Here is a 23330-nt window from a genome sequence, read left to right as displayed (position 1 = left end):
GGGGTGGTATTTAATATGCGCTCGACGTACGCGCCTGCCGCTTTCTTGGTGGCGCGTAATTGCTCCTGCTCTAGCGGTGACAGCATGCGTACCGGTTGATTCGGTTGATCCGTATCGGGCGAAGCAGGCAGCTGCACAACCAGCGATTCTACCTTGCCTTCAGCTATCAGCCGCTTCCAGGTTCGTAATGATTCTTTCGCTCGTTGGAGTTCGGCAGAGATATCGGGCTTCGGAGGCGGTAAGGCAGTCGAAACCGAATCCAAAACGTCGATACCACCAGTTTTCGATGTGGCCATGTTTTCTCCTTAACTCATCAATCTGCCCCCGGGCAGGCGTCAGACGCGCAGAATAGTCCTTACCTGTCAGAACGGTCGCGCCTATCACATGCGCGCCCTGCGCCATCATGTGGCCGCGCAAGTTGGCCAACGTGCCGCCCTGACCGATAAAGTCGTCCACCAACACGTAGTGTAGGCCAGATCGAGCGCTGCCACCGAAAAGTGCCTGCCCGCGCAGCCGGGCGAATCCGCTCGCGCCGGTATGGCTGACCTTGTTGATCTGGATGACCTCGCGCTCATAACGCCAATTGAGCTTGGTGGCGATGACGGTGGCCATCGCTTCGCCGATGGCATTCGTGCCTTGCGCTTCTTCCGCATGAACGCTGGCGAGTGCTGGATGATGGTGGTCAAACAAGCGCCATAGCTGTTCCAGCACTTGTAACGATAGCGCCTCCAGCACCAGTTCCACCGCTGCGGCCAAATTGCCTGCCTTGGCTGCCGCATAAGCGCGATGCTTTTTGACGAACAATTCGGGCGCGTGCATCAGCACATCGGGAAAACCGCCCCAGGGATAACGTGTCGGCTTGTCCATGCAGCCCTCCACCCAGGCTCACTAACAACCTTCGAGCGTAGGCTGCGGCTCCAGCACCGACAAGCATGCACATTTGAGCTATGTCACCCCTTCGACAACGCTTTCAACGCCTGCTTGATACCATCCGACACACCGGCACCAGCCGGGACGGTCTTGAGCGCCAGCAGCGCTTCCTTGTCGGAGTAGCCCAGCGCCAGCAGCGCGTTGAGGATGTCCGATTGCGCGTCGGGCACCGAGGGCGCGCCGCCTGCGCTGCCCAGGTCCGGGCCCAGCTTGCCCTTGAGTTCGAGCAGCAGGCGCTCGGCGGTTTTCTTGCCGATGCCGGGCACCTTGATCAGGCGGCCCGATTCCTGCAGCGTGACCGCCTGCGCCAGGTCGGCGATCGACATGCCGGACAGGATCGACAGCGCCGTGCGCGCACCGACGCCGCTGATCTTGATAAGCAGGCGAAACACGGCGCGCTCGTCGGCATGGCCGAAGCCGAACAGCAGATGGGCGTCTTCGCGGATGGCCTGGTGGGTAAACAGCACCACCTTTTCGCCGACGTTGGGCAGGTTATAAAACGTGCTCATCGAGACATCGACTTCGTAGCCGACGCCGCCGCAATCGACCAGCAATTGCGGCGGATTTTTTTCGAGCAAAATACCGGAGAGACGACCGATCATCGTGTGGAGACCTTGTGAGTTTGTGTGGATTAACCGACCAGGCGGCCGCGCTTCATGCGCAGGCCGGCCAGCGGGCCACCAGGCGCGGTAGCACCTGCCGTGGTGGTCTTGATGCCGGCGCTGGCGATCAGGGTCAGCGTTTCACGGCTGTGGGCGTGGCAGATGGCGATGCCGAGCGCATCGGCAGCATCGGTGCCGGGCAGGCCGGGCAGCGACAGCAGGCGCGCCACCATGTCCTGCACCTGCGACTTGACGGCGCGGCCGGTGCCCACGACTGCCTGCTTGATCTGGGTGGGCGAATATTCGGCCACCGCCAGGTTGGCCGACACCAGCGCGCAAATCGCCGCCCCCCGCGCCTGGCCCAGCAGCAGGGTCGATTGCGGATTGACGTTGACGAACACCTGCTCGATGGCCGAGCACTCGGGCTGGTAAATGCGCGCGACTTCAGCCACGCCGTCCAGGATCACCTTGAGACGCGTGGGCAAGTTGCCCTCGCCGCTCTTGATGGTGCCGGAAGCGATGTAGCGCAACTTGGCGCCCTGCTTGTGGATGACGCCAAAGCCGGTGGTGCGCAGGCCGGGGTCGATGCCGAGAATAATCATGCGGGGATTGTACTATGGCAAACGGCGAAAAGCGCGATGGTGAGTCATTCCTGCGAATGCAGGAATGACGAAAAAGCAGTAGCAACATCAGAGGCTGTCGCAAACCGTGTGCAGCGAGGCGCGCCGGTGAAGACAGTGCGTGAGCACGGCGAACCGGCGCAACGACGCTGCGCGCGGTTTACGACAGCCGATCAGTGGCGGAAATGACGGGTGCCGGTATAGACCATCACCACGCCGCGTTCGTCAGCAGCATCAATCACCTCCTGGTCACGCATCGAACCGCCCGGGTGAATCACGCAGGTCGCGCCGGCATCGACCACCACGTCGAGACCATCGCGGAACGGGAAGAACGCGTCCGACGCCACCACCGAACCGGCGAGCGACAGGCCGGCGTTTTGCGCCTTGATCGAGGCGATGCGGGCCGAGTCGATGCGGCTCATCTGGCCGGCGCCCACGCCCAGCGTCATGTTGTTGCCGCAGAAGACGATGGCGTTCGATTTGACGTACTTGGCCACGCGCCAGGCAAACATCATGTCCTGCAATTGCTGCGGGGTTGGCTGCAGCTTCGAGACCACTTTCAGGTCCGACACCAGCACGTTTTTCGCATCGGCCGACTGCACCAGCAAGCCGCCACCGACGCGCTTGAAGTCCATCGCGTTGACGCCCGCATTGGCTGCATCCAAAGGAATTTCCAGCAGCCGCACGTTCTGCTTGGCCGACAGGATTTGCTTGGCTTCGGCCGAGAAGGTCGGCGCGATCAGCACTTCGACGAACAGCTTGGCCAGTTCCACGGCAGCGGCCGCATCGACTTCCACGTTGAAAGCGATGATGCCGCCAAACGCCGAGGTCGGGTCGGTTTGCAGCGCGCGCTTGTAAGCGTCGGCAGCATCGCTACCGAGCGCCACGCCGCACGGGTTGGCGTGCTTGACGATCACGCAGGCAGCGCTCTGGTCGAAGCCACCCATGCTCTTCACGCATTCCCACGCCGCATCGGCGTCCGCGATATTGTTGAACGACAGTTCCTTGCCTTGCAGCTGGCGGTAATTGGCCAGCGCGCCTGGCGTTGCCACCACGTCGCGGTAGAACGCGGCCGACTGGTGCGGATTTTCGCCGTAACGCATGTCCTGCACTTTTTCAAACGCCACGTTCAGGTTCTTCGGATACGCGCCACGGGTAGCGTGGGCGCGGTCCGGGCCCAGGCTGGTCAGGTAGTTGGCGATGGCGCCGTCGTACTGGGCAGTGTGGGCGTAGACCTTGGTGGCCAGGCGGAAGCGGGTTTCGTAGCTGACGAAACCGGGAGTGTTGTCGGTGGTTTTCATTTCCGCCAGCACCACGCCGTAGTCGGCCGGATCGCAGATCACGACCACGTCCTTGTGGTTCTTGGCCGACGAGCGCAGCATGGCCGGGCCGCCGATGTCGATGTTTTCGATGGCGTCGTCGAGCGAACAGTCATCCTTGGCGACCGTGGCCTGGAACGGGTACAGGTTAACCACCACCATGTCGATGGTCGGAATGCCGTGTTCGGCCAACTTGGCCATGTGCTCCGGAAAATCGCGACGGGCCAGGATGCCGCCGTGTACTTTCGGGTGCAGGGTCTTGACGCGGCCATCGAGCATTTCCGGGAAACCGGTGTAGTCGGCCACTTCGGTCACGGCCAGGCCGTTGTCGGCCAGCATTTTGGCAGTGCCGCCGGTGGACAGGAGCTGAACGCCCATGGCGGACAACGCGCGGGCGAAGTCCAGCACACCGGTTTTGTCGGAAACGGAGATGAGAGCTGATTTAATCATGGCTGTGAAGGCTAGGTGGGTAATAAAGGTGGGAACAGTCGGCACAACGGCCGATTCCCAGCCGTCCACGCCGGAAAACGCAGGCCGTTACAGCAGGCCGTGCTCTTGCAATTTCTTGCGCAAAGTATTGCGGTTGATGCCCAGCATCTGCGCCGCGTGCGACTGGTTGCCGTCAGCGCGCGTCATGACCACTTCCAGTATCGGCTTCTCGACGGTCAGCACGACCATGTCGTAGATATTCGACGCCTGCTGCTCGCCCAGGTCGTTGAAGTAGTCTTCAAGGCTTTTCTGCACTACTTCCTGGATACTTTCTTTGCTCATTTTGTACGTTCTCAATAATCTGTTGAAGCTGGTAAATCGCCACCAGGCTTGTGGCCCGGACGCTTACCCTTTTGATATGACTTTTTTGATGCTGCGCTGGCTGTTTGCGATGGGCTAAGCGGCCTGCAAATCTTCGGAGAGGCGGTATTGTAACCGCTCGCCCCACTGTCGCTGAGATTCGAAGAACTGGTCCACCGCGTCGAGCTGCGTCTCGGTCGATTCCAGCAAGTTCATCCGTTGCCGGAATTCCTCGCCACCGGGCAGGTCGCGCACGTACCAGCCGATGTGCCTGCGCGCGGTGCGCACGCCCAGGTAGTCACCGTAAAAACCGTAGTGGGCGCGCAGGTGTTCGTCCATCAGCGCGCGCACCTCGGCAATGTAAGGCGCCGGCAAGTGCGTGCCGGTTTGCAGGAAATGGTCGATCTCGCGGAAGATCCACGGTCGGCCCTGCGCTGCACGCCCCACCATCACCGCGTCCGCACCGGTGTAGTCGAGCACGAACTTGGCTTTTTCGGGCGTGGTGATGTCGCCGTTGGCCACCACCGGGATCAATACCGACTGCTTGACGGCGGCAATGGTGTCGTACTCGGCGTCGCCGGTGTAACCGTCGGTGCGGGTGCGGCCGTGCAGGGTCAGCATGGCGATGCCGGCGTCTTCCGCAATGCGGGCAATTTGCAGGGCGTTCTTGTTTTCGCGGTTCCAGCCGGTACGGAATTTCAGCGTGACCGGCACGTCCACCGCGCCGACCACGGCAGCGAGGATCTCGCGCACCAGCGGCACGTTTTGCAGCAAGGCCGAACCGCACCAGTTGTTGCACACCTTCTTGACCGGGCAACCCATGTTGATGTCGATGATCTGGGCGCCGCGCTCGACGTTGAAGCGCGCGCAGTCGGCCAGGTCTTGCGGATCGGCGCCGGCAATTTGCACCGCTTTTGGCTCCATTTCACCGGCGTGGTCGGTACGGCGCGAGCTTTTTTCGGTGGCCCACAGGCGCGGATTGGACGCCGCCATCTCGGACACCGCGTAGCCCGCTCCCAGCTGCTTGCACAGTTGGCGGAACGGCCGATCGGTCACTCCCGCCATGGGGGCGACAAATACGTTGTTACGCAGCAGGTGGGGGCCGATTTGCACAGAAGTTACCTGGTTGGAAAGGAGGAACCTTCTATTTTACCCCAAGGTCTGCTCAAATAATAAGCACTATTTAGACTATGTCGTCGAGTGCTATTGCCAAGTGGGCAACGTCACCCCAGCTGTCGAGCGCCAGCTTGCCATCGGCATAGTGAAAACGGTTGATGCTGGCGTTCTTGACCTGGAAGTCGCGCGGACTGTCCAGTTGCATGCCCACCGCCTCGCGGTACGCGCATTCGAGCACGCCGCCATGGGCCACGATGGCAATCGTCTTGCCCCGATGCTCAACCGCCCAGCGGCCGATGGCACCGATGGCGCGCTCGTAGAACTGGCGGAAACTTTCGGCCACGCGGTCGCCCGCCGGCATCACGGCGTCGATATCGCGCGCCTGCCACAGCACGAAATCGTGCGGGTATTGCTGCTCGATCTCGCTGTACAACATGCCTTCGAAAACGCCGTAGCCGCGTTCGCGCAGGGCGGCGTCGGTGTGCACGGTGGCGTGGTCGTAGTGCACGGCCACGGCCTGGGCGGTTTGCAGCGCCCGTTGCAAGTCGCTCGAGACGACCAGGTCCAGCCCCTCACCTGCCAGCGCGTCGGCCAGGGCGCGGGCCTGGCGCTCTCCTTCGGCGTTGAGTGGAATGTCGATGTGGCCTTGCAGGCGACGCACGGCGTTCCACGCCGTCTCGCCATGGCGTATCAGTACTATCTTGGTAGTGTTCATGCAGTCTTCGGTTTGCCCTTGGCGGCCTTGGGCGCCAGGGCGGGATTGAGGGTATAGGTGGCGATCAGCTGGGCTTCGTCGATGATGTGGCCATGGATGGCATTTAACACGTCGGCGCAGGTGAAGCGCGCAGGCAAGTCCAGGCGCGGCACGTCGAGCGCGTACAGGCGAAAGATGTAATGGTGCACGCGCTCGTCGTTCCAGGGCGGATACGGGCCGTCGTAGCCGTGGTAGTCGCCAGCCATGGCCGGGTCATGCGCGAACCAGCCCGTGTAATCGTTGAGGCCCTGGCGCAGCGCCAGGTCGTCCAGCATCACTTCCGGTCCCGGCTTGCCGTGGGGCGTTACGCCGTTCGCTAGCGCGCCAGCCGGCAGTTCGCCGCGCGACGGCGGGAGATCGACCAGGCTCCAGTGGAAAAAGTCGCCGCGCGCCTCGACGGCCGCTACCGGCACATCGGCGCGGTTGGCATTGGAGGCATCGACCGGCGCATCGCCATCGATGCACAGCAGTACCAATGATTCGGTCCCGGCCGGCACGTCGGTCCACGCCAGGTGCGGGTTGCGGTTGCTTGATAGCACCACCTTGCCGTCCTGGTCCAGCACGCCCAGCGCGAACTCGGCCGGCAAGGGACGGCCGTTACGCACATTGTCACTCACCAGCTTCATTGCCACGTCCTTTACTTTGGATTGACTTGCAACCAGAACGTCACCGGTCCATCGTTGGTGAGCGTCACCTTCATGTCGGCGCCGAACTGGCCGGTTTGCACGACCGGGTGTTTCAGTTTGGCCTGGGCCACGAAATGGCTAAACAAACGCAAGCCGTCCGCTGGTGCGGCAGCCGGCGTCAACGACGGTCGGGTACCGGAGCGGGTGTCCGCTGCCAGCGTAAATTGCGGCACCAGCAGCAGACCGCCAGCGACATCGGCGACGCTGCGGTTCATTTTGCCGGCATCGTCGCCGAACACGCGGTAGCCGAGCAGCTTGGCCAGCAAGATGTCGGCTTCCTTTTCTGTGTCGCCGCGCTCGGCGCACACCAGCACCATCAGGCCGGCCTCGATGGCGCCGATGTTGGCGCCATCGACCACCACGCTGGCGCTACTGACCCGTTGCAGCAGCGCGATCATGCTGTCAGCGTGACGCGGGCGAACTTGCGCTTGCCCACTTGCAGCACGAAGGTGCCGGCTTCGACCTTCAGCGCTTTGTCGCTGAGCACGGTGCCGTCGAGGCGCACGCCGCCCTGGTCGACCATGCGCATCGCTTCCGACGTCGACGGGCACAGGCCGGCCTGCTTGAGCAGTTGCGGCAGGCCCAGCGGTGCGCCGGTGAGCGCCACGTCGGGCACGTCGTCGGGAATGCCACCCTTGGAGCGGTTGACGAAGTCGTTCAGCGCTTCTTCGGCAGCGGCCTGCGAGTGGAACCGGGCCACGATTTCCTGGGCAATCGCCACCTTGGCGTCGCGCGGGTTGGCGCCGCCGGCCACGGTCGCTTTCAGGGCGGCGATGTCGGCGATCGAGCGGAACGACAGCAAATCATAGTATTTCCACATCATCTCGTCGGAAACGCTCATGATCTTGGCGAACATGGTGTTGCCCGGCTCGGTGATGCCGATGTAGTTGTTCTTCGACTTAGACATTTTTTCCACGCCGTCCAAACCTTCGAGCAGCGGCATGGTCAAAATGCATTGCGGCTCTTGCGCGTAGTCTTTTTGCAGTTCGCGGCCCACCAGCAGGTTGAACTTCTGGTCGGTGCCGCCCAGCTCCAGGTCGGCCTTGAGCGCGACCGAATCGTAACCCTGCATCAGGGGATACAGGAACTCGTGGACCGCAATCGGTGTCCCACTCTTGAAACGCTTGGTAAAGTCGTCGCGCTCCATCATGCGCGCCACCGTGTAGCGCGAGGCCAGCTGGATCAGGCCGCGCGCGCCCAGCGGGTCGCACCATTCGGAGTTGTAGCGGATTTCGGTCTTGGCGGCGTCCAGTACCAGCGAGGCCTGCTTGAAGTAGGTCATGGCGTTTTGCTCGACCTGTTCCTTGGTCAGCGGTGGACGGGTGGCGTTGCGGCCGGACGGGTCGCCGATCATCGAGGTGAAGTCGCCGATCAGGAAGATCACCTGGTGGCCCAGGTCTTGCAGCTGGCGCATCTTGTTGAGCACCACGGTATGGCCCAGGTGCAGGTCGGGCGCGGTGGGATCGAGGCCCAGCTTGATGCGCAGCGGCACGCCCGATTGCTCGGAGCGGGCCAGTTTTTGGGCGAATTCGGTTTCGATCAGCAACTCGTCGACACCGCGCTTGGTGATCGCGAGTGCCTCCTGTACATTGTCGCTCAATGGCAGAGCTTTTGAGGGAACCGGCGGCGTCGAAGAAGAGGTAGTCATAACTTTTGAGAGGTTTTTTTTCAGAAAAAGGTAGCAGTTGCCAGGACTTTGTTATAATCCGTGATCCCATCAATCTTGCTCTACGAAAACGAACAACGATTAGAATTAGAAGAAAATAAACGTTCCTGAATAGTTCAAGCGGTAAATTCTAACTGATTGCATGAACCAAATACATAAATTCACGAGCTCACGCTTATATAAACTGGTCGGTTCCACGCCGAAGAAGCGCATCATTTCCGCTTCGGCTTTTGCCCTCACAGTCTGTGCTTTTGGCGCTGCCGCAGTAGCGCCGCTTGCTCCCGACGCGTCTGATTTGCCAGTGACCTCGATTCAGGAAACCGTTGCGATGCCGGATCTCGGCAAGCAGATTTCCGCACTCGAGCAGCAATCCTCCACCGAACAGTTCGTCCATGAAGAACGCGTACGCTCCGGCGATACGCTGGCCACGCTGTTGACCCGCCTTGGCGTGGACGACAACGATGCCGAGTCCTTCATCAAGAAGGACAAGATCGCCAAAGGCGTCATGCAGCTGAAAACCGGCAAGCGCGTACAAGCGCAAACCGATGAAATCGGCAATCTGCAATGGCTGCGGGCGACGGTGGTTGACGGCAAGGACATGCCAGTGAAAAACATCACGGTTACCCGCAAGGGCGACAGTTTTGTTGCACAGGAAGAAGCTGCGAAGCTGGAACGCCGCGTGGAAATGCACGCGCGCACCATCTCGAGCAACCTGTACGCGGCCACCGATTCGGACAAGGATGGCGCCAAGCTGCCCGACGCGATCGTCAAGCAGATCATTGAAATGTTCTCCACCAACATCGACTTCCGCGGCGATGTGAAACGTGGCGACCGTTTTAATGTTGTGTACGAGACCTTCTGGCAAGACGGCGAATTCGTCAAGGCAGGCCGCATCCTGGCTGGCGAATTCACCAACCGTGGCACGACCTACCAGTCGGTGTGGTACGAAGATCCGCAAAGCAAGCAAGGCGGCGGTTACTACAGCTTCGACGGCAAGTCGCTGAAAAAGGCGTTCCTGAAGTCGCCGGTGGAGTTCACCCGCATTTCGTCGGGCTTCTCGATGCGCGTGCACCCGGTATCGGGCCAGTGGAAAGCCCACAAGGGCATCGATTTCCCGGCGCCGATCGGCACGCCGATCCGCGCTGCTGGCGATGGCACCATCGAATTTGCCGGCACCCAGAACGGTTACGGCAACCTGGTCACCATCAAGCACTGGAATAACTACAGCACCGCCTATGCCCACATGAGCCGTTTCGGTTCGGGCATCAAAAAGGGGGGCAAAGTAAGCCAGGGCGACATCATCGGCTACGTGGGCAACACTGGCTGGTCCACCGGCGCCCACCTGCACTACGAATTCCGTGTGGGCGGCGAAGCCCGCGATCCGAACAAGATGAACGTGCAAGCCCAGGCACCGTTGACCGCTGCAGAAATGTCGCGTTTCAAGGTCTACGCTTCGGACATGACGCACCGCATCGCCCTGCTGCAATCGGGCCAGTCCGGCTTCAACGGTGGCACCACCCGCATGGCTGCCAAGTAACAACTTCCCGCTTTAAATCTTCACTCTAAAAACAGGCCGCCGCATCGGCCTGTTTTTTTATTATCATGCGCTTCGACAGCGTTCGCTTCCGTGCGACACCACACGCAAGGTCAGGCAAAATACATTTTTCCCAAAAAACAACGACGAGGACGCCACATGGCTCTGTATATCGGTTTGATGTCGGGCACCAGCCTCGACGGTGTTGACGGTGCGCTGGCCGACTTTTCGGGCGACGACATCACCACGCGCGGCGCCGCCTATATCGCTTTTCCGCCCGCGCTGCGCGCCGAACTGATGGCGCTGCAAGCGCCAGGCGACAACGAGATCGAACGCGAGGCCGCTGCCGCCATCCAACTGGCGCAGCACTATGCCGACTGCGTGGCAGCCCTGCTGGTCGATGCAGACCTCGCTGCCGAGGATATCGCAGCCGTTGCCGTGCACGGCCAGACCATCCGCCACCGCCCCGAACTGGGCTTTACGCGCCAGGTCAACCACCCTGCCCTGCTGGCAGAATTGTGCGGCATCGACGTGATCGCCGACTTCCGCAGCCGCGACGTGGCTGCCGGCGGCCAGGGCGCACCGCTGGTGCCGGCGTTTCACCAGGCGCTGTTCGGCAAAGCCGGCAGCACCCGCGTGGTGGCCAATATCGGCGGCATTGCCAATATCAGCGTGCTGGGCGGCGATGGCGCCGTGACCGGTTTCGATACCGGCCCCGGCAACGTGTTGATGGATGCCTGGATCGGCCGCCACCAGGACAGGGAATACGACGCCGACGGCGCCTGGGCCGCCAGCGGCGCGGTGCTGCCGGAGCTGCTCGATGAGCTGATGCGCACGCCGTACCTGGCGCTGCCGCCGCCGAAAAGCACGGGCCGCGACCTGTTCCACCTCGACTGGCTCGATGCGCGCCTGGCCGTGTACCGCGAGGCCGCGCCCGAGGACGTGCAGTGCACGCTGACGCGCTTTACGGCCTTATCGCTGGCGCAGGCCATCGCCGCCCACGGCGAAGGCGCCGAGGCCGTCTACGTGTGCGGTGGCGGCGCCTACAACAGCGTATTGATGAGCGAACTGGGCGCGGCGCTGGGCAAGCAGGTGGTCGTGGCGTCCACCCAGGCGCTGGGCGTAGCGCCGAACCGGGTGGAGGCGCTGGCGTTTGCCTGGCTCGGGTATCGGCTCACGGAGCGGCTGGCTGGGAATTTGCCAGCGGTGACGGGCGCACTGGGAGAGCGGGTGCTGGGGGCGTTGTACCCGCGCTGACGGTTTTAGGTTCAGGCATGAAAAAAGGCGGCACAACCGAGGTTGTACCGCCTTTTTTTACATGGCGCGAGGCGCCGCGTGCTTACGCAGGTTTTAGACCGAGAACGACGAACCGCAACCGCAGGTCGAGGTGGCCGACGGGTTCTTGATCACGAACTGGGCGCCTTCGAGGTCGTCCTTGTAATCGATTTCCGCGCCGACCAGGTACTGGTAGCTCATCGAATCGATCAACAGCTCGACGCCGTTCTTGACCATGGTGGTGTCGTCTTCGTTGACGATTTCATCGAACGTGAAACCGTACTGGAAGCCGGAGCAACCGCCACCCTGCACGAATACGCGCAATTTCAGGTCGGGATTGCCCTCTTCCTCGATCAGTTGGGCGACTTTTTCGGCAGCGCTATCGGTAAACACGATAGGAGCTGGGATCACGTCCAGGCTTTCAGCAACAGCATTCATTTGGGACTCCTACGAGTTAAACATTAGCGGCCATTATAGACCCCTACCGGGTTTCCTGCTCCGACACCCTCAGATTTGGTGACGGAACCCAACATATCAAGGCAACAGCGCGATTTGTTTCAGGCCGGTCGTTTCTTCAAAGCCAAACATCAGGTTCATGCACTGCACGGCCTGGCCCGATGCGCCCTTGACCAGGTTGTCCTGCACCACCAGCACGATCACCGTGTTGCCGTTGTCCGGGCGATGCAGCGCCAGGCGCAGCATGTTCGAGCCACGGGTGGAACGGGTTTCCGGGTGCGAGCCGAATGGCATCACGTCGACGAACGGGCTGTCCTTGTACTGCTCTTCGAACAATGCTTGCAGTTCCTCGTTGGTGACATCTCTGGTGAGGCGACCGTACAGCGTGGAGTGCATGCCACGGATCATCGGCACCAGGTGCGGCGTGAAGACCAGGCTGACCTTGTCTTCAGTGAACTTTTGCAGCTGGGCCGAGGTTTCCGGCGTGTGGCGGTGGCCGGCCACGCCGTAGGCCTTGAAGTTGTCGCTCGACTCAGAGAACAGGGTGCCGATTTCGGCCTTGCGGCCGGCGCCGGACACGCCCGACTTGCAGTCGGCGATCAGGCCGCCAGCGTCGATCAGGCCGGCCTTGAGCAGCGGGTAGTAGCCCAGTTGCATGGTGGTCGGGTAGCAGCCGGGGTTGGCCACCAGGCGCGCGCCCTGGATCGCTTCGCGGTTCAGTTCGGCCAGGCCGTAGGCGGCTTCGTCGAGCAGTTCCGGGCAGGTGTGCTCGATCTTGTACCACTTCTCGAAGACGGCCTTGTCCTTGATCCGGAAGTCGGCCGCCAGGTCGATCACCTTGACGCCGGCAGCGAGCAGCGCCGGCGCCTGGGCCATGGCCACGCCGTGCGGGGTGGCGAAGAACACCACGTCGCACTGGGTCAGGTCGGCCTTGTCCGGCGACGAGAAGGCGATATCGACGCTGCCGCGCAGCGAAGGGAACATATCGGCAACCGGCAAACCATCTTCCTTGCGCGACGTAATGGCCGTCAACTGCACGTCAGGGTGGACTGCCAACAGTCGCAGCAATTCCACGCCGGTGTATCCGGTGCCGCCGACGATGCCAACTTTGATCATGTTCTAATCCTTGAGTAATGATGCGTGAAGATGCGTGAAGAAATATTCGAGTGCCATTTTATCAGGCATGTACGACAGGCGTATTACGCCTGCCAGATAGCAAAAAAGCCGCCCGACACAAGGCCGGCGGCTTTTTGTACAGCATGCAGGCAAGCCCGCATGCCGGAAGCGAAAATTAACGCTTCGAGAATTGCTTTGCGCGACGTGCTTTGCGCAGACCAACTTTTTTACGTTCAACTTCACGTGCATCGCGGGTCACGAAGCCGGCTTTGGCCAGATCCGGTTTCAGCGCTGCATCGTAGTCGATCAGGGCGCGGGTGATGCCGTGACGCACAGCACCTGCCTGGCCGGACTCGCCGCCGCCGTGCACGTTGACTTTGATGTCAAAACGCTCGACGTTGCCGGTCAGTTCCAGTGGTTGACGAATAACCATCAGGCCGGTTTCGCGCGAGAAGTACTCAGCAGCTGGCTTGCCGTTAACGATGATTTGGCCAGTGCCAACTTTGATGAACACACGAGCTACTGCACTCTTGCGACGGCCGGTGCCGTAATTGTAGTTACCGATCATGTCAGTTCCTTAGATTTCGAGTGCTTTAGGTTGCTGGGCAGCGTGCGGGTGCGAACCTTCGGCGTACACTTTCAGCTTCTTGATCATGGCGTAGCCCAGTGGGCCTTTTGGCAGCATGCCTTTGACGGCTTTTTCCAGAGCACGGCCTGGGAAACGCTGTTGCATTTTCAGGAAGTTGGTCTCGTAGATGCCACCTGGGTAACCGGAGTGACGGTAGTACGTCTTCTCGGTTGCCTTGGTGCCGGTCACGCGCAGTTTGCCTGCGTTGATGATGACGATGTAATCGCCGGTATCGACGTGAGGAGTAAATTCTGGCTTGTGTTTGCCGCGCAGTCGGAGTGCCACTTCGCTGGCAACACGTCCGAGGACTTTGTCCGTCGCGTCAATCACGAACCAATCGCGCTGGACTTCGTGGCCCTTAGCGGAAAAAGTTTTCATGTTGACTTCCTAAATATTAAAACACGCTCAAATGGTGGTTCCGCCATGGTTTCAGCGGACTCGGCCTTCTTATTGTCTTTCCTGAGCGAACGGAAAGCCGGCTAGTATAAGCGGCGATGACCGGCCGCGTCAAGCACCGTGTAGCCTTCAAGCCCTGAAAACACAGGCGTTGCGCAGCCCATTACAATATGGAAAACACACTTGGAGAATGCGATGGAATGCAAAGTCAGCTGGAATGGCCCGTCGGGCATGAGTTTCCTGGCCCAGACCGGTTCTGGCCACCTGGTCAACATGGACGGCGCGCCCGAGGGCGGCGGCAACAACCTGGCGCCACGGCCGATGGAAATGGTGTTGCTCGGTACCGGTGGCTGCACCGCTTATGACGTGGTGCTGATCCTGAAAAAAGGCCGCGCCGACATCCGTGGCTGCGAATGCACGCTCAAGGCCGACCGCGCCGAGACCGACCCGAAGGTGTTCACCAAGATCAATTTCCACTTCACGGTGACTGGCAAGGGCCTGAAGCCGGAGGCGGTGGAACGGGCGATCGCGCTGTCGCATGACAAGTACTGCTCGGCGTCCATCATGATCGGCAAGACTGCCGAGATCACCCACTCCTTCGAAATCATCGAGATTTAACCCGCAGTGCAGACACTGGGGTCGGACCCTGTACAGGGTCCGACCCCATCGGTTTCGGGTTGTGGTCGGCTTTTTAAACGTAATACGCGGTATTGGTCATGACGCTACCCATCACGGTCATCACCGCTTTCACCGGCGCCGGCATCTCTGCCGCGCCCAGCGCCTGCGCTGCCGCGCCGTGCTCGATTTCGTCGAGCCGCATCTGGTCCACGATGGCGCGCGACTTGACGTCTTGCGGCGGCAGTTTTTCCAGGTGGCTTTGCAGGTGGGCTTCCACCTGGCGCTCGGTTTCCACCACAAATCCCAGGCTTTTCGCGTCGCCCAGCAAGGCCGCCACCGTGCCCAGCGCGTACGAACCGGCGTAGAACAGCGGATTGAGCACGCTGGTGTGCGAGCCCAGTTCGCCCAGGCGCTGCGCGGTCCAGGCCAGGTGGTCTTCTTCTTCGCGGCTCGAATGTTCGAATTGCTGGCGGATCTGCGCGGTGCGGGCAAACCGTGACTGCGAATTGTAGAGCGCCTGCGCGCACACTTCGCCCACGTGGTTGACGCGCATCAGGCCGGCCGCGTGGCGGCGTTCCTGCTCGCTGAGGTCGGCGTCGGGCGCGAACTGGCCCGGGGTCGGGCGCGACGCCGTAGCCACGCCGGCAATCACGCGCAGAGCCTTGTCGGCGCCGGTAATCAATCTGTCGAGGGGGGTGTGAAAATGGGCGGCCATGGTCAACTCGCTTGGTCAAAGCAGCATTATAAGACGGCAGTTACGATTCGGCCTCTTCGCGCAGTTGCCGCTGGCGCTCGATGTAGTCTGCCACCGGGCCGCGCACGTCGATTTTCGAGATGTCCTTGGCCACGCCCAGGTTCAGTCCCAGCAAAAACGGAATGCTCTCGACCGGCACCTCGGTGCACAGCTGGCCGAATGACTTGAGAAAGCGTTTCGATTCCACCACCGGCACCACCTTGGCCCCGCTCATGTATTGCAGGATGCTGGTGATGGTGTGGCCCTTGCCGAGCGCGTGGTAAATAAAGCGGTTGTAGTCGCGGTCGATCTGCTTGAAATCCAGGGTGTCCTTGGTCATCAGGCTCGACAGGTAGAACAATCCCAGCGCGGTACGGAAAAAGCCCGTCGCTTCGGTGCGGTCCACGCCGGCCTGCATTACCGCCAACATTTTGTCTTTTATTTCGGGAGTCAACATGAGCGCCTCGCTTTTGCAATCACTATAGCAAGCGTCGGATTCGATTTGTGGGCTCGCAGCCAACAAGGTGTGGCTAATTCCGAGGTTTTTTGCATGTCACGCATGTTACTCTTGAGAACATTTTAAAAAAAGGACAAGTTGATGATCGAGGTGAAAGGCCTGGCGAAGCGTTTCCGCTTGCCCAAGCGCGCTGCATCCACCAGCGACACCACAGCGCGCGACGTGCGCGAACAGGACGGCTGGTTCCACGCGGTGCGCGATGTCAGTTTCAGCTGTGCGCCCGGCGAAGTGCTGGGCCTGCTCGGTCCCAACGGCGCCGGCAAGACCACCACCTTGCGCCTGCTGTCCACCGCCTTGACACCCGACGCCGGCAGCATCCACGCCCATGGCGTCGATCTGCTGCGCGACCCGCTGGTGGCGCGCCAGCGCATCGGCTTCCTGTCCGGCAGCACCGGCCTGTACGGCCGCCTGACCGCGCGCGAAAATGTCGAATACTTCGGCAAGCTGCACGGCATGCGGCCCGACCACCTGAAACGCCGCTGCGACGAATTGTTCGCGCTGCTGGGCATGAACGAGTACGGCAACAAGCGCGCCGACCAGCTCTCCACCGGCATGAAGCAGAAATGCGCGATTGCCCGCACCGTGGTGCACGAGCCGCAAATCGTCATCCTCGACGAACCCACCACGGGCCTCGACGTGATGTCGGCCAAGATCCTGCTCGACTTTATCGCCAGCTACAAGGCGCTGAGGGTGCCGCTGATCTTTTCCACCCACCACCTGCACGAGGTGGAAAAAGTGTGCGACCGCGTGTGCATCGTCAACCACGGCGCCACCGCCTTCCACGGCACCGTGGACCAGTTGCGCCACCTGGGCGGCAGCGCCGACCTGTACGACGCCTTCGTTGGCGTCATTCATCGCGGAGCTTAACTATGTGGACCATCTACCTGAAAGAATTGCTGGAGCTGATCCGCGACCGCAAAACTTTTATTTTTACCATCGTCATCCCGGTGTTTGCCATGCCGCTGATCTTTGCCGCCTTCGGCATGCTGTCGTCGTCGATGTTCAAGCAGGCGCGCGAGGCCGAGATGGCGTATGCGCTGTTCGGCCAGGAGCACGCGCCGGCGCTGGCGCAGCGCTTCGCCGCCGAGCCGAGCTTCAAGCGCGTGGCGCTGGCCAATCCGGCCGACATCCGCGCCGCCATCGCGGACGACCGCATCAAGTTCGCGCTGGTGATACCGCCAGCGGCGCGGGATACGCTGGCGCGCCGCGAGCAAACCCTGATCGAACTTCATTACAACAGTGCCGCCACCGTGGACGTCACGCGCAAGCGCGTGATGGCGGTACTGGCACTGGAAAACAACGCCTTGCGCCAGCAGGCGCTGGCCGACATGGGGCTCTCGGCGCCGCAGCAGCGCTACGTGCTCGATCCGGTCGCCCTGCTCGACCGCTCCACCGCCAACAAGCGCGAGCAAATGGGCGCGGTGGTGGGCGGCATGGTACCGTACCTGCTGCTGATGGTGTGCCTGCTGGCGGCGATGTACCCAGCGATCGACACCGGCGCCGGCGAGAAGGAACGGGGCACGCTGGAAACATTGCTGCTTGCGCCAGTGTCGCGCACGGCCATCGTGCTGGCCAAGTTCCTGATGCTGTTTACGGTGGGACTGACCTCGGCGCTCTTGATGATCGCCAGCCTGGGCGCGGTGCTGGCCTTTGGCGGCCACCTGTTCAGCGGTGACCTGGCCCAGGTGGTGCGCTCGATCAACCTGCTCGACCTGGCGCTGCTGGCGCTGATGCTGGTGCCCACGGCAGCCATCTTCGCCTCGATCCTGCTGGCCATTTCGATCTACGCCAAGAGCTACAAGGAGGCGGCCGGCATGATTTCGCCGCTGATCATCGTCATCATCCTGCCCACCATGGTGGCACTGCTGCCCGGCGTGGAAATGAACTGGGGCTGGGCCATGGTGCCGCTGACCAACGTGGCGCTGGCCATGAAGGAACTGGTCAAGGGCACCATGGAATATCGCATGTTGTCGGCCATCATGCTGTCGTCCACCATTACTGCCGGGCTGCTGCTGGGCCTGTGCCGCTGGTGGTTCAACCGCGAGCAGGTGCTGTTCAGAAGTTAAACCTCGAGAAGCCCCGTTCCGGGGCGTCGTTTGCGCAATCTGGCTGGCGGTTTCGGCTGCCTGTCGCAAGCGGCCCCCAAGTATGGAACAAATTCAATACAATGCCATCATGTGAAAAGTGTATGGCCTTGCAGAAACAGGGCCTGCGCCGGCAGAATCGGGGAATCAATATGGAATTACGCATCAGCAACTTGTCCAAGACCTACGCCAATGGCGTGGTGGCACTGGACAATATTTCGCTCACCATCCCGGCCGGGATGTTCGGCTTGCTCGGCCCCAACGGCGCCGGCAAATCGACGCTGATGCGCACCCTGGCCACCTTGCAGGAATGCGATGCCGGTTCGGTCTTCCTCGACGACATCGACGTGCTCGACGAAAAAGACGCGGTGCGCCGCGTGCTCGGCTACCTGCCGCAGGACTTCGGCCTGTATCCGAAAGTGACTGCGTACGAAATGCTCGACCATTTCGCCCTGCTCAAAGGCCTGTCCAACCGCAACCGCCGGCGCGAGGTGGTCGATGGCCTGCTGCAGCAAACCAACCTGTTCGAAGTACGGCACCAGCGCCTCGGCGGTTTTTCGGGCGGCATGCGCCAGCGCTTCGGCATCGCCCAGGCGCTGCTGGGCGACCCCAAGCTGATCATCGTCGATGAACCGACGGCCGGACTCGATCCGCAGGAGCGGGTACGCTTCCACAACCTGCTGTCCGACATCGGCGACGACAAGACCGTCATCCTGTCCACCCACATCGTCAGCGACGTGGCGGACCTGTGCGCCAACATGGCCATCATCAACCAGGGCCACCTGCTGCTGTGCGGCCCCACCCAGGAACTGATCCACGATGTGAGCGACAAGATCTGGGCCCGCTTCATCGACAAGCGCGACCTGCCGTCGTTCCAGATCCGCCACCCGGTGATTTCCTCGCGCCTGCTGTCGGGCCGCACGCTGATCCACGTGTACAGCGAGACCGATCCCGGCGACGGCTTCGAGGAAGCGCTGGGCGACCTGGAAGACGTATACTTCGCCACCATCGCCGGGCGCCACCGCGCCGACGCCAGCTGCGACGCCTGAGCTTTACCATGTCCACCATGCCGACCATGTTTGCCATTGCCCGGTTCGAAGCGCGCCAGCGCCTCAAGCTGCTCTCCACCTGGGTGTACTTCGGCGGCTTCCTGGCGCTCACCCTGCTGTGGATGGCCACTGCCGGCGGCTACTTCAAGGGCTCGAGCATTGCCTTCGGCGCCAGCGCGATCAACTCGCCGCGCTCGCTGATGTTTACCGTCAGCGCGCTCGGCTCGCTGGGGGTGATCGTGATCGCGGCCATGATGGGGCGCTCGGTGCAGCAGGACTTCGAGCACGACATGCAGCACTTTTTCTTCAGCGCGCCCATCAAGAAATACCAGTACATGTTCGGCCGCTTTCTCGGCGCCTACCTCACCCTGGCCGTGATTTTCACCAGCATCATCCTCGGCACCTGGCTCGGCAGCCTGCTGCCCGGCATCGACCCCGAGCGGCTCGGCCAGCCTGGCGCGCTCGGCTACCTGGTCCCGTACCTGGTCGTGATCCTGCCAAACATCTTCATCTTCGGCGCCGTCTTCTTCATGCTGGCCGCACTGACCCGGCGCATGCTGCCGGTGTATATCAGCAGCGTGGTCATGCTGATCGGCTACATCATCGCCCCCAGCCTGGCGCGCGACCTCGACTTCAAAACCCTGGCCGCGCTGATCGATCCGTTCGGCACCACGGCAGTGATCCGCCTGACCGAATACTGGCCCATCGTCGAGCGCAACACGCGCATGTTCTGGCCCGAGGGCGTGTACCTGGTCAACCGCGCGTTGTGGTCGTCGTTTGCGCTGGCAGGTTTGCTGCTCGGTTACTGGCGCTTCCACTTCATCGCCACCAGCGACAGCGGCCGCCAGGGCAGCGCGGAAGCACCACGCGTGCTCACCGCTGCCGCCACCAATACCGCCGAGCCGCCCGACTTCGCCTCGCGCAGCCTGGGCCTGCTGCTGGTGCGCATGAGCTGGCTGAACCTGCGCGAAACCGTCAAGAACATCTATTTCCTGGTGCTGGTGCTCGCCGGCGTGCTGATGATGCTGGCCAGCGCACTGGAAATGGCGCCGCTGTACGGCACCAGCACCTACCCCGCGACTTACCTGGTGCTAGAGTCGGTGTCGGAAACCTTTGCGCTGTTCATGATGGTGATCACCACGTTCTACGCGGGCGAACTGGTCTGGCGCGAACGCGAAGCGCACATGGGGCAAATGCTCGACGCGCTGCCGGTGCCAGGCTGGCTGCCGCTGCTCTCCAAGCTGTTCGCGCTGGTGGGCCTGCAGGCGCTGCTGATGGTCGTGGTGATGTTGACCGGCATGGCGATCCAGATCGGCAAGGGATACTTCGTGCTGGAACCGGGCCTGTACCTGTACCACCTGTTCCTGCTGCAGCTGCCCGGCTACGCGCTGGGCGCCGTGCTGGCGATTGCGCTGCAAGTGCTGATCAACCAGCGCTACCTGGCGTACTTCGCCATGATCGCGTACTACGTCGCAGTGGTGACCATGTCGTCGCTGGGCATCGGCGACCCGCTGCTGCTGTACGGCGAAATGCCGCGCTTCAGCTATTCGGCCATGAATGGCTACGGCCACTACCTGCCGCGCGAGCGCTGGTTCGAGGCTTACTGGGCCGGCGCGGCCATCGTGCTGATGGTGCTGGCGGTGCTGTTCTGGGCGCGCGGCACCAACGACGGCTGGCGCCAGCGCCTGCAACTGGCGCGCCGCCGCCTGAGCCTGCCGGTGCTCGGTACACTGGCAGTGGGCACGCTGGTGTTCGCCGGCGCTGGCGCAGTGCTGTTCTATAACACCCACGTACTCAATCGTTACCAGTCGGCCTGGCAAAAAGATGTCGATCGCGCCGACTACGAGCGCCGCTATCAGCAATACGCGGTGGTGCCGCAGCCGCGCATCACCGACGTCAAGCTGGGCGTCGCCATCACGCCGGAAACACGCAGCCTGGTCGTGCATGGCCGCTATATCCTGCAGAACAAGACCGCGCAGCCGGTGGCCGACATCATCATCCACCAGGATCCCACCGCCACCGGCTGGCGTGCGCGTTTCAGCCAGGCGGTGCGGCCCGGCGTGCAGGATGCGGGCCTGGGCTTTTACAGCTACAAGCTGGCCACGCCGCTGGCGCCGGGCGCGCGCCTGGCGCTCGAGTTCGATGTCGAGTTCATCCCGCGCGGCATCCTCGGCATGGGCCAGGACACGCCGGTGGTGGGCAACGGCACCTTCTTCAACAACGGCGTGCTGCCGCACATCGGCTACCAGCCAGCGAACGAACTGGCCGACGCGCGCGACCGCCGCAAGCACGGCCTGGGGCCGCGCGAACGGATGCTGGCGCGCGACGACACCGCTGGCCTGGCCAACAACTTCGCCGCCAACGACGCCGACGCCATCACGTTTGACGCCGTGGTCAGCACCAGCGACAGCCAGGTGGCCGTGGCGCCGGGCACCCTGCTGAAAGAATGGAGCGCGCAGGGGCGCCGCTATTACCACTACCGGGTGGCGCAGCCGATGCTCAACTTCTACGCCTTCCAGTCGGCGCGCTACCTGGTCAAGCGCGACTGGTGGCAGGACGTCGGCATCGAGATTTACTATCATCCGGGACACGAATACAACCTCGAGCGCATGAACCGCGGCATCAAGCAGTCGCTCGACTACTACACGCATCACTTCGGTCCTTACCAGCACAAGGTGGTGCGCATCGTCGAATTCCCGCGCTATGCCACGTATGCGCAGGCGTATCCGAACACGATTGCCTATTCGGAATCGCTGGGCTTCATCGCCCGCGTCAACGACAGCAATCCGAAGGATATCGACTACCCGTTCTATGTCACCGCGCACGAAGTGGCGCACCAGTGGTGGGGTCACCAGCTGGTGGGTGGCAACGTGCGCGGCGCCAGCGTGCTGTCCGAAACCCTGGCCGAGTATTCGGCGCTGATGGTGATGAAGCACGCCTACGGCGAAGCGAAGATGCGGCGTTTCCTGCATTTCGATTTGGAGCAGTACCTGCTGGGCCGCGCGTTGGAGCGCAAAAAAGAAATGCCGCTGGCCGACAATGAAAACCAGGACTACATCCACTACCGCAAGGGCAGCCTGGCGATGTACCAGTTGCAGGATATCGTGGGCGAAGACAAGATCAGCGCCACGCTCAAGCAGCTGCTGGCCGAACACGCAACGACAGGCGGCAGCGGCCCGTACCCGGGCGTGACGGTACTGATCGACGCGCTGCGCAAGATCGTCTCGCCCGACCAGGCCTACCTGATCGACGACCTGTTCAACCACATCGTCCTGTACGAAAACCGCGCCGTCTCGAGCACCGCCCGCAAGCTGGCCGACGGCCGCTACGAAGTGAACCTGGTCGTCAGCGCCGCCAAGTCGCGCTCGAACGACCAGGGCGTGGAACGCGACGTGCCGTTAAAAGACTACATCGACATCGGCGTGGACGACGACAATGGCGCGGCGCTGCTGCGCGAGCGCAAGCTGATCTCTCAAAAAGAGAACCGCTACACGGTGATCGTCAACGCCCGCCCCGCCAAAGCCGGCATCGATCCCGACAACAAACTGATCGACCGCAAACCCGACGACAACATGATCAACATCGAATAACTTCGGGGTCAGTGCCTAATGCCGTTAAGTTAAGCTGAAGTTTTAATTTTTTTAGCATCGAAACGTCGTCCCCGCGCAGGCGGGGACCCAATTTGGCGTGCATTTCGACGAATTTCGTAGAACCTGGGTACCCGCCTTCGCGGGTACGACGGGTACGCTGAGCTTAACTTAACGGCATTAGGGTCAGTGCCGACATTCGGACACGAACTCAGCCTTAGGCATTAGGGTCAGTGCCGACATTCGGACACGAACTCAGCCTTATAACTGTTGGGCTCGTGTCTAAATGTCGGCACTGACCCCGAAGTGGGACACGAAGTGGGACAAGCAATGCGCTCAGGCGGTAACGCTGATGGTGCTGATAATGCCCGAGTCGAACGAGCTGCCGACGACGGTGCTGGCATAGGAAGGATCGGATTTCAGGATGTCGGCCCAGTTGCTAGACGCCTGGTCGGACAGGCCGTTGCCGCCACCTGCGGTGTACACGCCCGAGGTGCTGCCGGCAGCAGAATAAGCGGACAATATGCCCTGGTCCAGCGCCTGTTGCGCGGTCTGCGCGGTAGCGGCATTGCTGCCGGGCTTGGGCACCGCGATGGTTTCCTGGCTGACACCGGCCTGCTCCAGGGCGCCCAGCAGCCCGGCGGCGGAATATATGGCCGCGCCACCACCGCTGCCCCCGCCGAGCGTGGCCACCACGGCCGACTCCGCAGAAAGGTCGACCGCTTCCACCGACAGCGCCGCCCCCGCCGCATCGCGCGCAACAGAAGGCTGCGCATACGACGGCGGCGCAGCGGTGACAGCGGAAATCGAGGAAATGGCCATGGTCTTGCCAATATAGACCATCAGTTTCCACTA

Annotated in this window: 25 protein-coding genes; 7 read left to right on the top strand and 18 right to left on the bottom strand. The window is 61.9% G+C overall.

From position 1 onward, the window contains the following. Positions 1–159: 159 nt before the first annotated feature. The 11 genes from J2X54_RS21555 to tyrS form a co-directional block, all read right to left on the bottom strand. A complete protein-coding gene (locus J2X54_RS21555; RefSeq protein WP_070249309.1) occupies positions 160–867 on the bottom strand; it encodes a phosphoribosyltransferase in 708 nt (235 codons plus the stop codon). An 83-nt stretch (positions 868–950) separates the two neighbouring features. Next, positions 951–1532 (bottom strand): Holliday junction branch migration protein RuvA, encoded by a 582-nt coding sequence (gene ruvA, locus J2X54_RS21550; RefSeq protein ID WP_070249308.1) that lies wholly within the window; start codon positions 1530–1532, stop codon positions 951–953. Positions 1533–1561: 29 nt separating this feature from the next. Then, the gene (gene ruvC / locus J2X54_RS21545; RefSeq protein WP_310183521.1) at positions 1562–2134 is read right to left on the bottom strand and encodes a crossover junction endodeoxyribonuclease RuvC; all 573 of its coding nucleotides are present in this window, start codon (positions 2132–2134) and stop codon (positions 1562–1564) included. Positions 2135–2325: 191 nt separating this feature from the next. Then, positions 2326–3921: a bifunctional phosphoribosylaminoimidazolecarboxamide formyltransferase/IMP cyclohydrolase gene (purH, locus tag J2X54_RS21540; RefSeq protein WP_310183518.1), complete on the bottom strand. Its 1596-nt coding sequence runs from the start codon at positions 3919–3921 to the stop codon at positions 2326–2328. Then, a complete protein-coding gene (locus tag J2X54_RS25770; protein ID WP_371851795.1) occupies positions 3914–3976 on the bottom strand; it encodes a hypothetical protein in 63 nt (20 codons plus the stop codon). Before J2X54_RS25770 ends, purH begins: the two co-directional genes overlap by 8 nt. 32 nt (positions 3977–4008) lie before the next feature. Next, the gene (locus tag J2X54_RS21535) at positions 4009–4242 is read right to left on the bottom strand and encodes a helix-turn-helix domain-containing protein (protein ID WP_008445162.1); all 234 of its coding nucleotides are present in this window, start codon (positions 4240–4242) and stop codon (positions 4009–4011) included. Positions 4243–4356: 114 nt separating this feature from the next. Next, the gene (dusB, locus tag J2X54_RS21530) at positions 4357–5373 is read right to left on the bottom strand and encodes a tRNA dihydrouridine synthase DusB (RefSeq protein WP_310183481.1); all 1017 of its coding nucleotides are present in this window, start codon (positions 5371–5373) and stop codon (positions 4357–4359) included. A 70-nt stretch (positions 5374–5443) separates the two neighbouring features. Next, positions 5444–6091 carry a histidine phosphatase family protein gene (locus J2X54_RS21525; RefSeq protein WP_310183479.1) on the bottom strand — a complete coding sequence of 216 codons (648 nt, stop codon included), beginning with the start codon at positions 6089–6091 and terminating at the stop codon, positions 5444–5446. After that, positions 6088–6756: a YbhB/YbcL family Raf kinase inhibitor-like protein gene (locus J2X54_RS21520; protein ID WP_310183476.1), complete on the bottom strand. Its 669-nt coding sequence runs from the start codon at positions 6754–6756 to the stop codon at positions 6088–6090. Before J2X54_RS21520 ends, J2X54_RS21525 begins: the two co-directional genes overlap by 4 nt. An 11-nt stretch (positions 6757–6767) precedes the next feature. Further along, positions 6768–7214, bottom strand: a complete 447-nt coding sequence (dtd, locus tag J2X54_RS21515) for a D-aminoacyl-tRNA deacylase (RefSeq protein ID WP_310183473.1) — start codon at positions 7212–7214, stop codon at positions 6768–6770. After that, positions 7211–8464: a tyrosine--tRNA ligase gene (tyrS, locus tag J2X54_RS21510; protein ID WP_070249302.1), complete on the bottom strand. Its 1254-nt coding sequence runs from the start codon at positions 8462–8464 to the stop codon at positions 7211–7213. Before tyrS ends, dtd begins: the two co-directional genes overlap by 4 nt. 160 nt (positions 8465–8624) lie before the next feature. Between tyrS and J2X54_RS21505 the strand changes: the two genes are divergently transcribed. Together J2X54_RS21505 and J2X54_RS21500 are read left to right on the top strand one after the other, a co-directional pair. Then, positions 8625–10019: a peptidoglycan DD-metalloendopeptidase family protein gene (locus J2X54_RS21505; RefSeq protein ID WP_070249301.1), complete on the top strand. Its 1395-nt coding sequence runs from the start codon at positions 8625–8627 to the stop codon at positions 10017–10019. Positions 10020–10175: 156 nt separating this feature from the next. Continuing rightward, a complete protein-coding gene (locus J2X54_RS21500) occupies positions 10176–11273 on the top strand; it encodes an anhydro-N-acetylmuramic acid kinase (RefSeq protein ID WP_310183470.1) in 1098 nt (365 codons plus the stop codon). 93 nt (positions 11274–11366) lie between these two features. On the opposite strand, the gene erpA is transcribed toward J2X54_RS21500, so the two are convergent. From erpA to rplM, 4 genes are all read right to left on the bottom strand, one after another. Further along, a complete protein-coding gene (erpA, locus tag J2X54_RS21495; RefSeq protein ID WP_310183467.1) occupies positions 11367–11729 on the bottom strand; it encodes an iron-sulfur cluster insertion protein ErpA in 363 nt (120 codons plus the stop codon). Between the two features lie 96 nt (positions 11730–11825). Continuing rightward, complete coding sequence (gene argC / locus J2X54_RS21490) at positions 11826–12863, bottom strand: N-acetyl-gamma-glutamyl-phosphate reductase (protein WP_070249299.1); 1038 nt, start codon at positions 12861–12863, stop codon at positions 11826–11828. Positions 12864–13038: 175 nt separating this feature from the next. Continuing rightward, positions 13039–13431: a 30S ribosomal protein S9 gene (gene rpsI / locus J2X54_RS21485; protein ID WP_019924401.1), complete on the bottom strand. Its 393-nt coding sequence runs from the start codon at positions 13429–13431 to the stop codon at positions 13039–13041. 9 nt (positions 13432–13440) lie between these two features. Continuing rightward, positions 13441–13869 (bottom strand): 50S ribosomal protein L13, encoded by a 429-nt coding sequence (rplM, locus tag J2X54_RS21480; RefSeq protein ID WP_019924402.1) that lies wholly within the window; start codon positions 13867–13869, stop codon positions 13441–13443. A gap of 213 nt (positions 13870–14082) precedes the next feature. On the opposite strand from rplM, the gene J2X54_RS21475 reads away from it, so the two are divergent. Then, positions 14083–14505, top strand: coding sequence for an OsmC family protein (locus tag J2X54_RS21475; RefSeq protein ID WP_310183462.1), 423 nt, complete (start codon positions 14083–14085; stop codon positions 14503–14505). A gap of 73 nt (positions 14506–14578) precedes the next feature. Here the strand turns inward: J2X54_RS21475 and coq7 are convergent, their stop codons facing one another. Next, entirely contained in the window at positions 14579–15220 is a 642-nt protein-coding gene (coq7, locus tag J2X54_RS21470; RefSeq protein ID WP_310183460.1) for a 2-polyprenyl-3-methyl-6-methoxy-1,4-benzoquinone monooxygenase, read from the bottom strand. 40 nt (positions 15221–15260) lie between these two features. After that, complete coding sequence (locus J2X54_RS21465; protein ID WP_310183458.1) at positions 15261–15668, bottom strand: hypothetical protein; 408 nt, start codon at positions 15666–15668, stop codon at positions 15261–15263. Positions 15669–15836: 168 nt separating this feature from the next. On the opposite strand from J2X54_RS21465, the gene J2X54_RS21460 reads away from it, so the two are divergent. From J2X54_RS21460 to J2X54_RS21445, 4 genes are all read left to right on the top strand, one after another. Then, positions 15837–16622 (top strand): ATP-binding cassette domain-containing protein, encoded by a 786-nt coding sequence (locus J2X54_RS21460; protein ID WP_070249296.1) that lies wholly within the window; start codon positions 15837–15839, stop codon positions 16620–16622. A 2-nt stretch (positions 16623–16624) separates the two neighbouring features. Then, a complete protein-coding gene (locus J2X54_RS21455; RefSeq protein ID WP_310183455.1) occupies positions 16625–17821 on the top strand; it encodes an ABC transporter permease in 1197 nt (398 codons plus the stop codon). A gap of 170 nt (positions 17822–17991) precedes the next feature. Next, entirely contained in the window at positions 17992–18888 is an 897-nt protein-coding gene (locus tag J2X54_RS21450) for an ABC transporter ATP-binding protein (protein WP_070249357.1), read from the top strand. A gap of 26 nt (positions 18889–18914) precedes the next feature. Continuing rightward, positions 18915–22478, top strand: a complete 3564-nt coding sequence (locus J2X54_RS21445) for a M1 family aminopeptidase (RefSeq protein ID WP_310183866.1) — start codon at positions 18915–18917, stop codon at positions 22476–22478. Between the two features lie 333 nt (positions 22479–22811). Here the strand turns inward: J2X54_RS21445 and J2X54_RS21440 are convergent, their stop codons facing one another. Further along, complete coding sequence (locus tag J2X54_RS21440) at positions 22812–23318, bottom strand: hypothetical protein (protein ID WP_310183454.1); 507 nt, start codon at positions 23316–23318, stop codon at positions 22812–22814. Positions 23319–23330: the final 12 nt, after the last annotated feature.

Origin of the sequence: Duganella sp. 3397 (assembly GCF_031456625.1) — a bacterium.
In the GTDB taxonomy this organism is placed as follows: Bacteria; Pseudomonadota; Gammaproteobacteria; order Burkholderiales; family Burkholderiaceae_D; genus Rugamonas; species Rugamonas phyllosphaerae.
Note: the sequence above shows the minus strand (reverse complement) of the source record. Positions and strands in the feature narration are given on the sequence as shown.

Bases quoted from the DNA above. Each gene is read 5' to 3' on its own strand.
- argC (WP_070249299.1), bottom strand. From the start codon at position 12,863: ATGATCAAAGTTGGCATCGTCGGCGGCACCGGATACACCGGCGTGGAA.
- tyrS (WP_070249302.1), bottom strand. From the start codon at position 8,464: ATGACTACCTCTTCTTCGACGCCGCCGGTTCCCTCAAAAGCTCTGCCA.
- erpA (WP_310183467.1), bottom strand. From the start codon at position 11,729: ATGAATGCTGTTGCTGAAAGCCTGGACGTGATCCCAGCTCCTATCGTG.
- J2X54_RS21520 (WP_310183476.1), bottom strand. From the start codon at position 6,756: ATGAAGCTGGTGAGTGACAATGTGCGTAACGGCCGTCCCTTGCCGGCC.
- J2X54_RS21505 (WP_070249301.1), top strand. From the start codon at position 8,625: ATGAACCAAATACATAAATTCACGAGCTCACGCTTATATAAACTGGTC.
- J2X54_RS21535 (WP_008445162.1), bottom strand. From the start codon at position 4,242: ATGAGCAAAGAAAGTATCCAGGAAGTAGTGCAGAAAAGCCTTGAAGAC.
- J2X54_RS21525 (WP_310183479.1), bottom strand. From the start codon at position 6,091: ATGAACACTACCAAGATAGTACTGATACGCCATGGCGAGACGGCGTGG.
- J2X54_RS21465 (WP_310183458.1), bottom strand. From the start codon at position 15,668: ATGTTGGCGGTAATGCAGGCCGGCGTGGACCGCACCGAAGCGACGGGC.
- J2X54_RS21500 (WP_310183470.1), top strand. From the start codon at position 10,176: ATGGCTCTGTATATCGGTTTGATGTCGGGCACCAGCCTCGACGGTGTT.
- J2X54_RS21455 (WP_310183455.1), top strand. From the start codon at position 16,625: ATGTGGACCATCTACCTGAAAGAATTGCTGGAGCTGATCCGCGACCGC.
- J2X54_RS21440 (WP_310183454.1), bottom strand. From the start codon at position 23,318: ATGGTCTATATTGGCAAGACCATGGCCATTTCCTCGATTTCCGCTGTC.
- J2X54_RS21555 (WP_070249309.1), bottom strand. From the start codon at position 867: ATGGACAAGCCGACACGTTATCCCTGGGGCGGTTTTCCCGATGTGCTG.
- ruvA (WP_070249308.1), bottom strand. From the start codon at position 1,532: ATGATCGGTCGTCTCTCCGGTATTTTGCTCGAAAAAAATCCGCCGCAA.
- J2X54_RS21445 (WP_310183866.1), top strand. From the start codon at position 18,915: ATGTTTGCCATTGCCCGGTTCGAAGCGCGCCAGCGCCTCAAGCTGCTC.
- rpsI (WP_019924401.1), bottom strand. From the start codon at position 13,431: ATGATCGGTAACTACAATTACGGCACCGGCCGTCGCAAGAGTGCAGTA.
- J2X54_RS21460 (WP_070249296.1), top strand. From the start codon at position 15,837: ATGATCGAGGTGAAAGGCCTGGCGAAGCGTTTCCGCTTGCCCAAGCGC.
- J2X54_RS21450 (WP_070249357.1), top strand. From the start codon at position 17,992: ATGGAATTACGCATCAGCAACTTGTCCAAGACCTACGCCAATGGCGTG.
- purH (WP_310183518.1), bottom strand. From the start codon at position 3,921: ATGATTAAATCAGCTCTCATCTCCGTTTCCGACAAAACCGGTGTGCTG.
- coq7 (WP_310183460.1), bottom strand. From the start codon at position 15,220: ATGGCCGCCCATTTTCACACCCCCCTCGACAGATTGATTACCGGCGCC.
- J2X54_RS21475 (WP_310183462.1), top strand. From the start codon at position 14,083: ATGGAATGCAAAGTCAGCTGGAATGGCCCGTCGGGCATGAGTTTCCTG.
- ruvC (WP_310183521.1), bottom strand. From the start codon at position 2,134: ATGATTATTCTCGGCATCGACCCCGGCCTGCGCACCACCGGCTTTGGC.
- dtd (WP_310183473.1), bottom strand. From the start codon at position 7,214: ATGATCGCGCTGCTGCAACGGGTCAGTAGCGCCAGCGTGGTGGTCGAT.
- rplM (WP_019924402.1), bottom strand. From the start codon at position 13,869: ATGAAAACTTTTTCCGCTAAGGGCCACGAAGTCCAGCGCGATTGGTTC.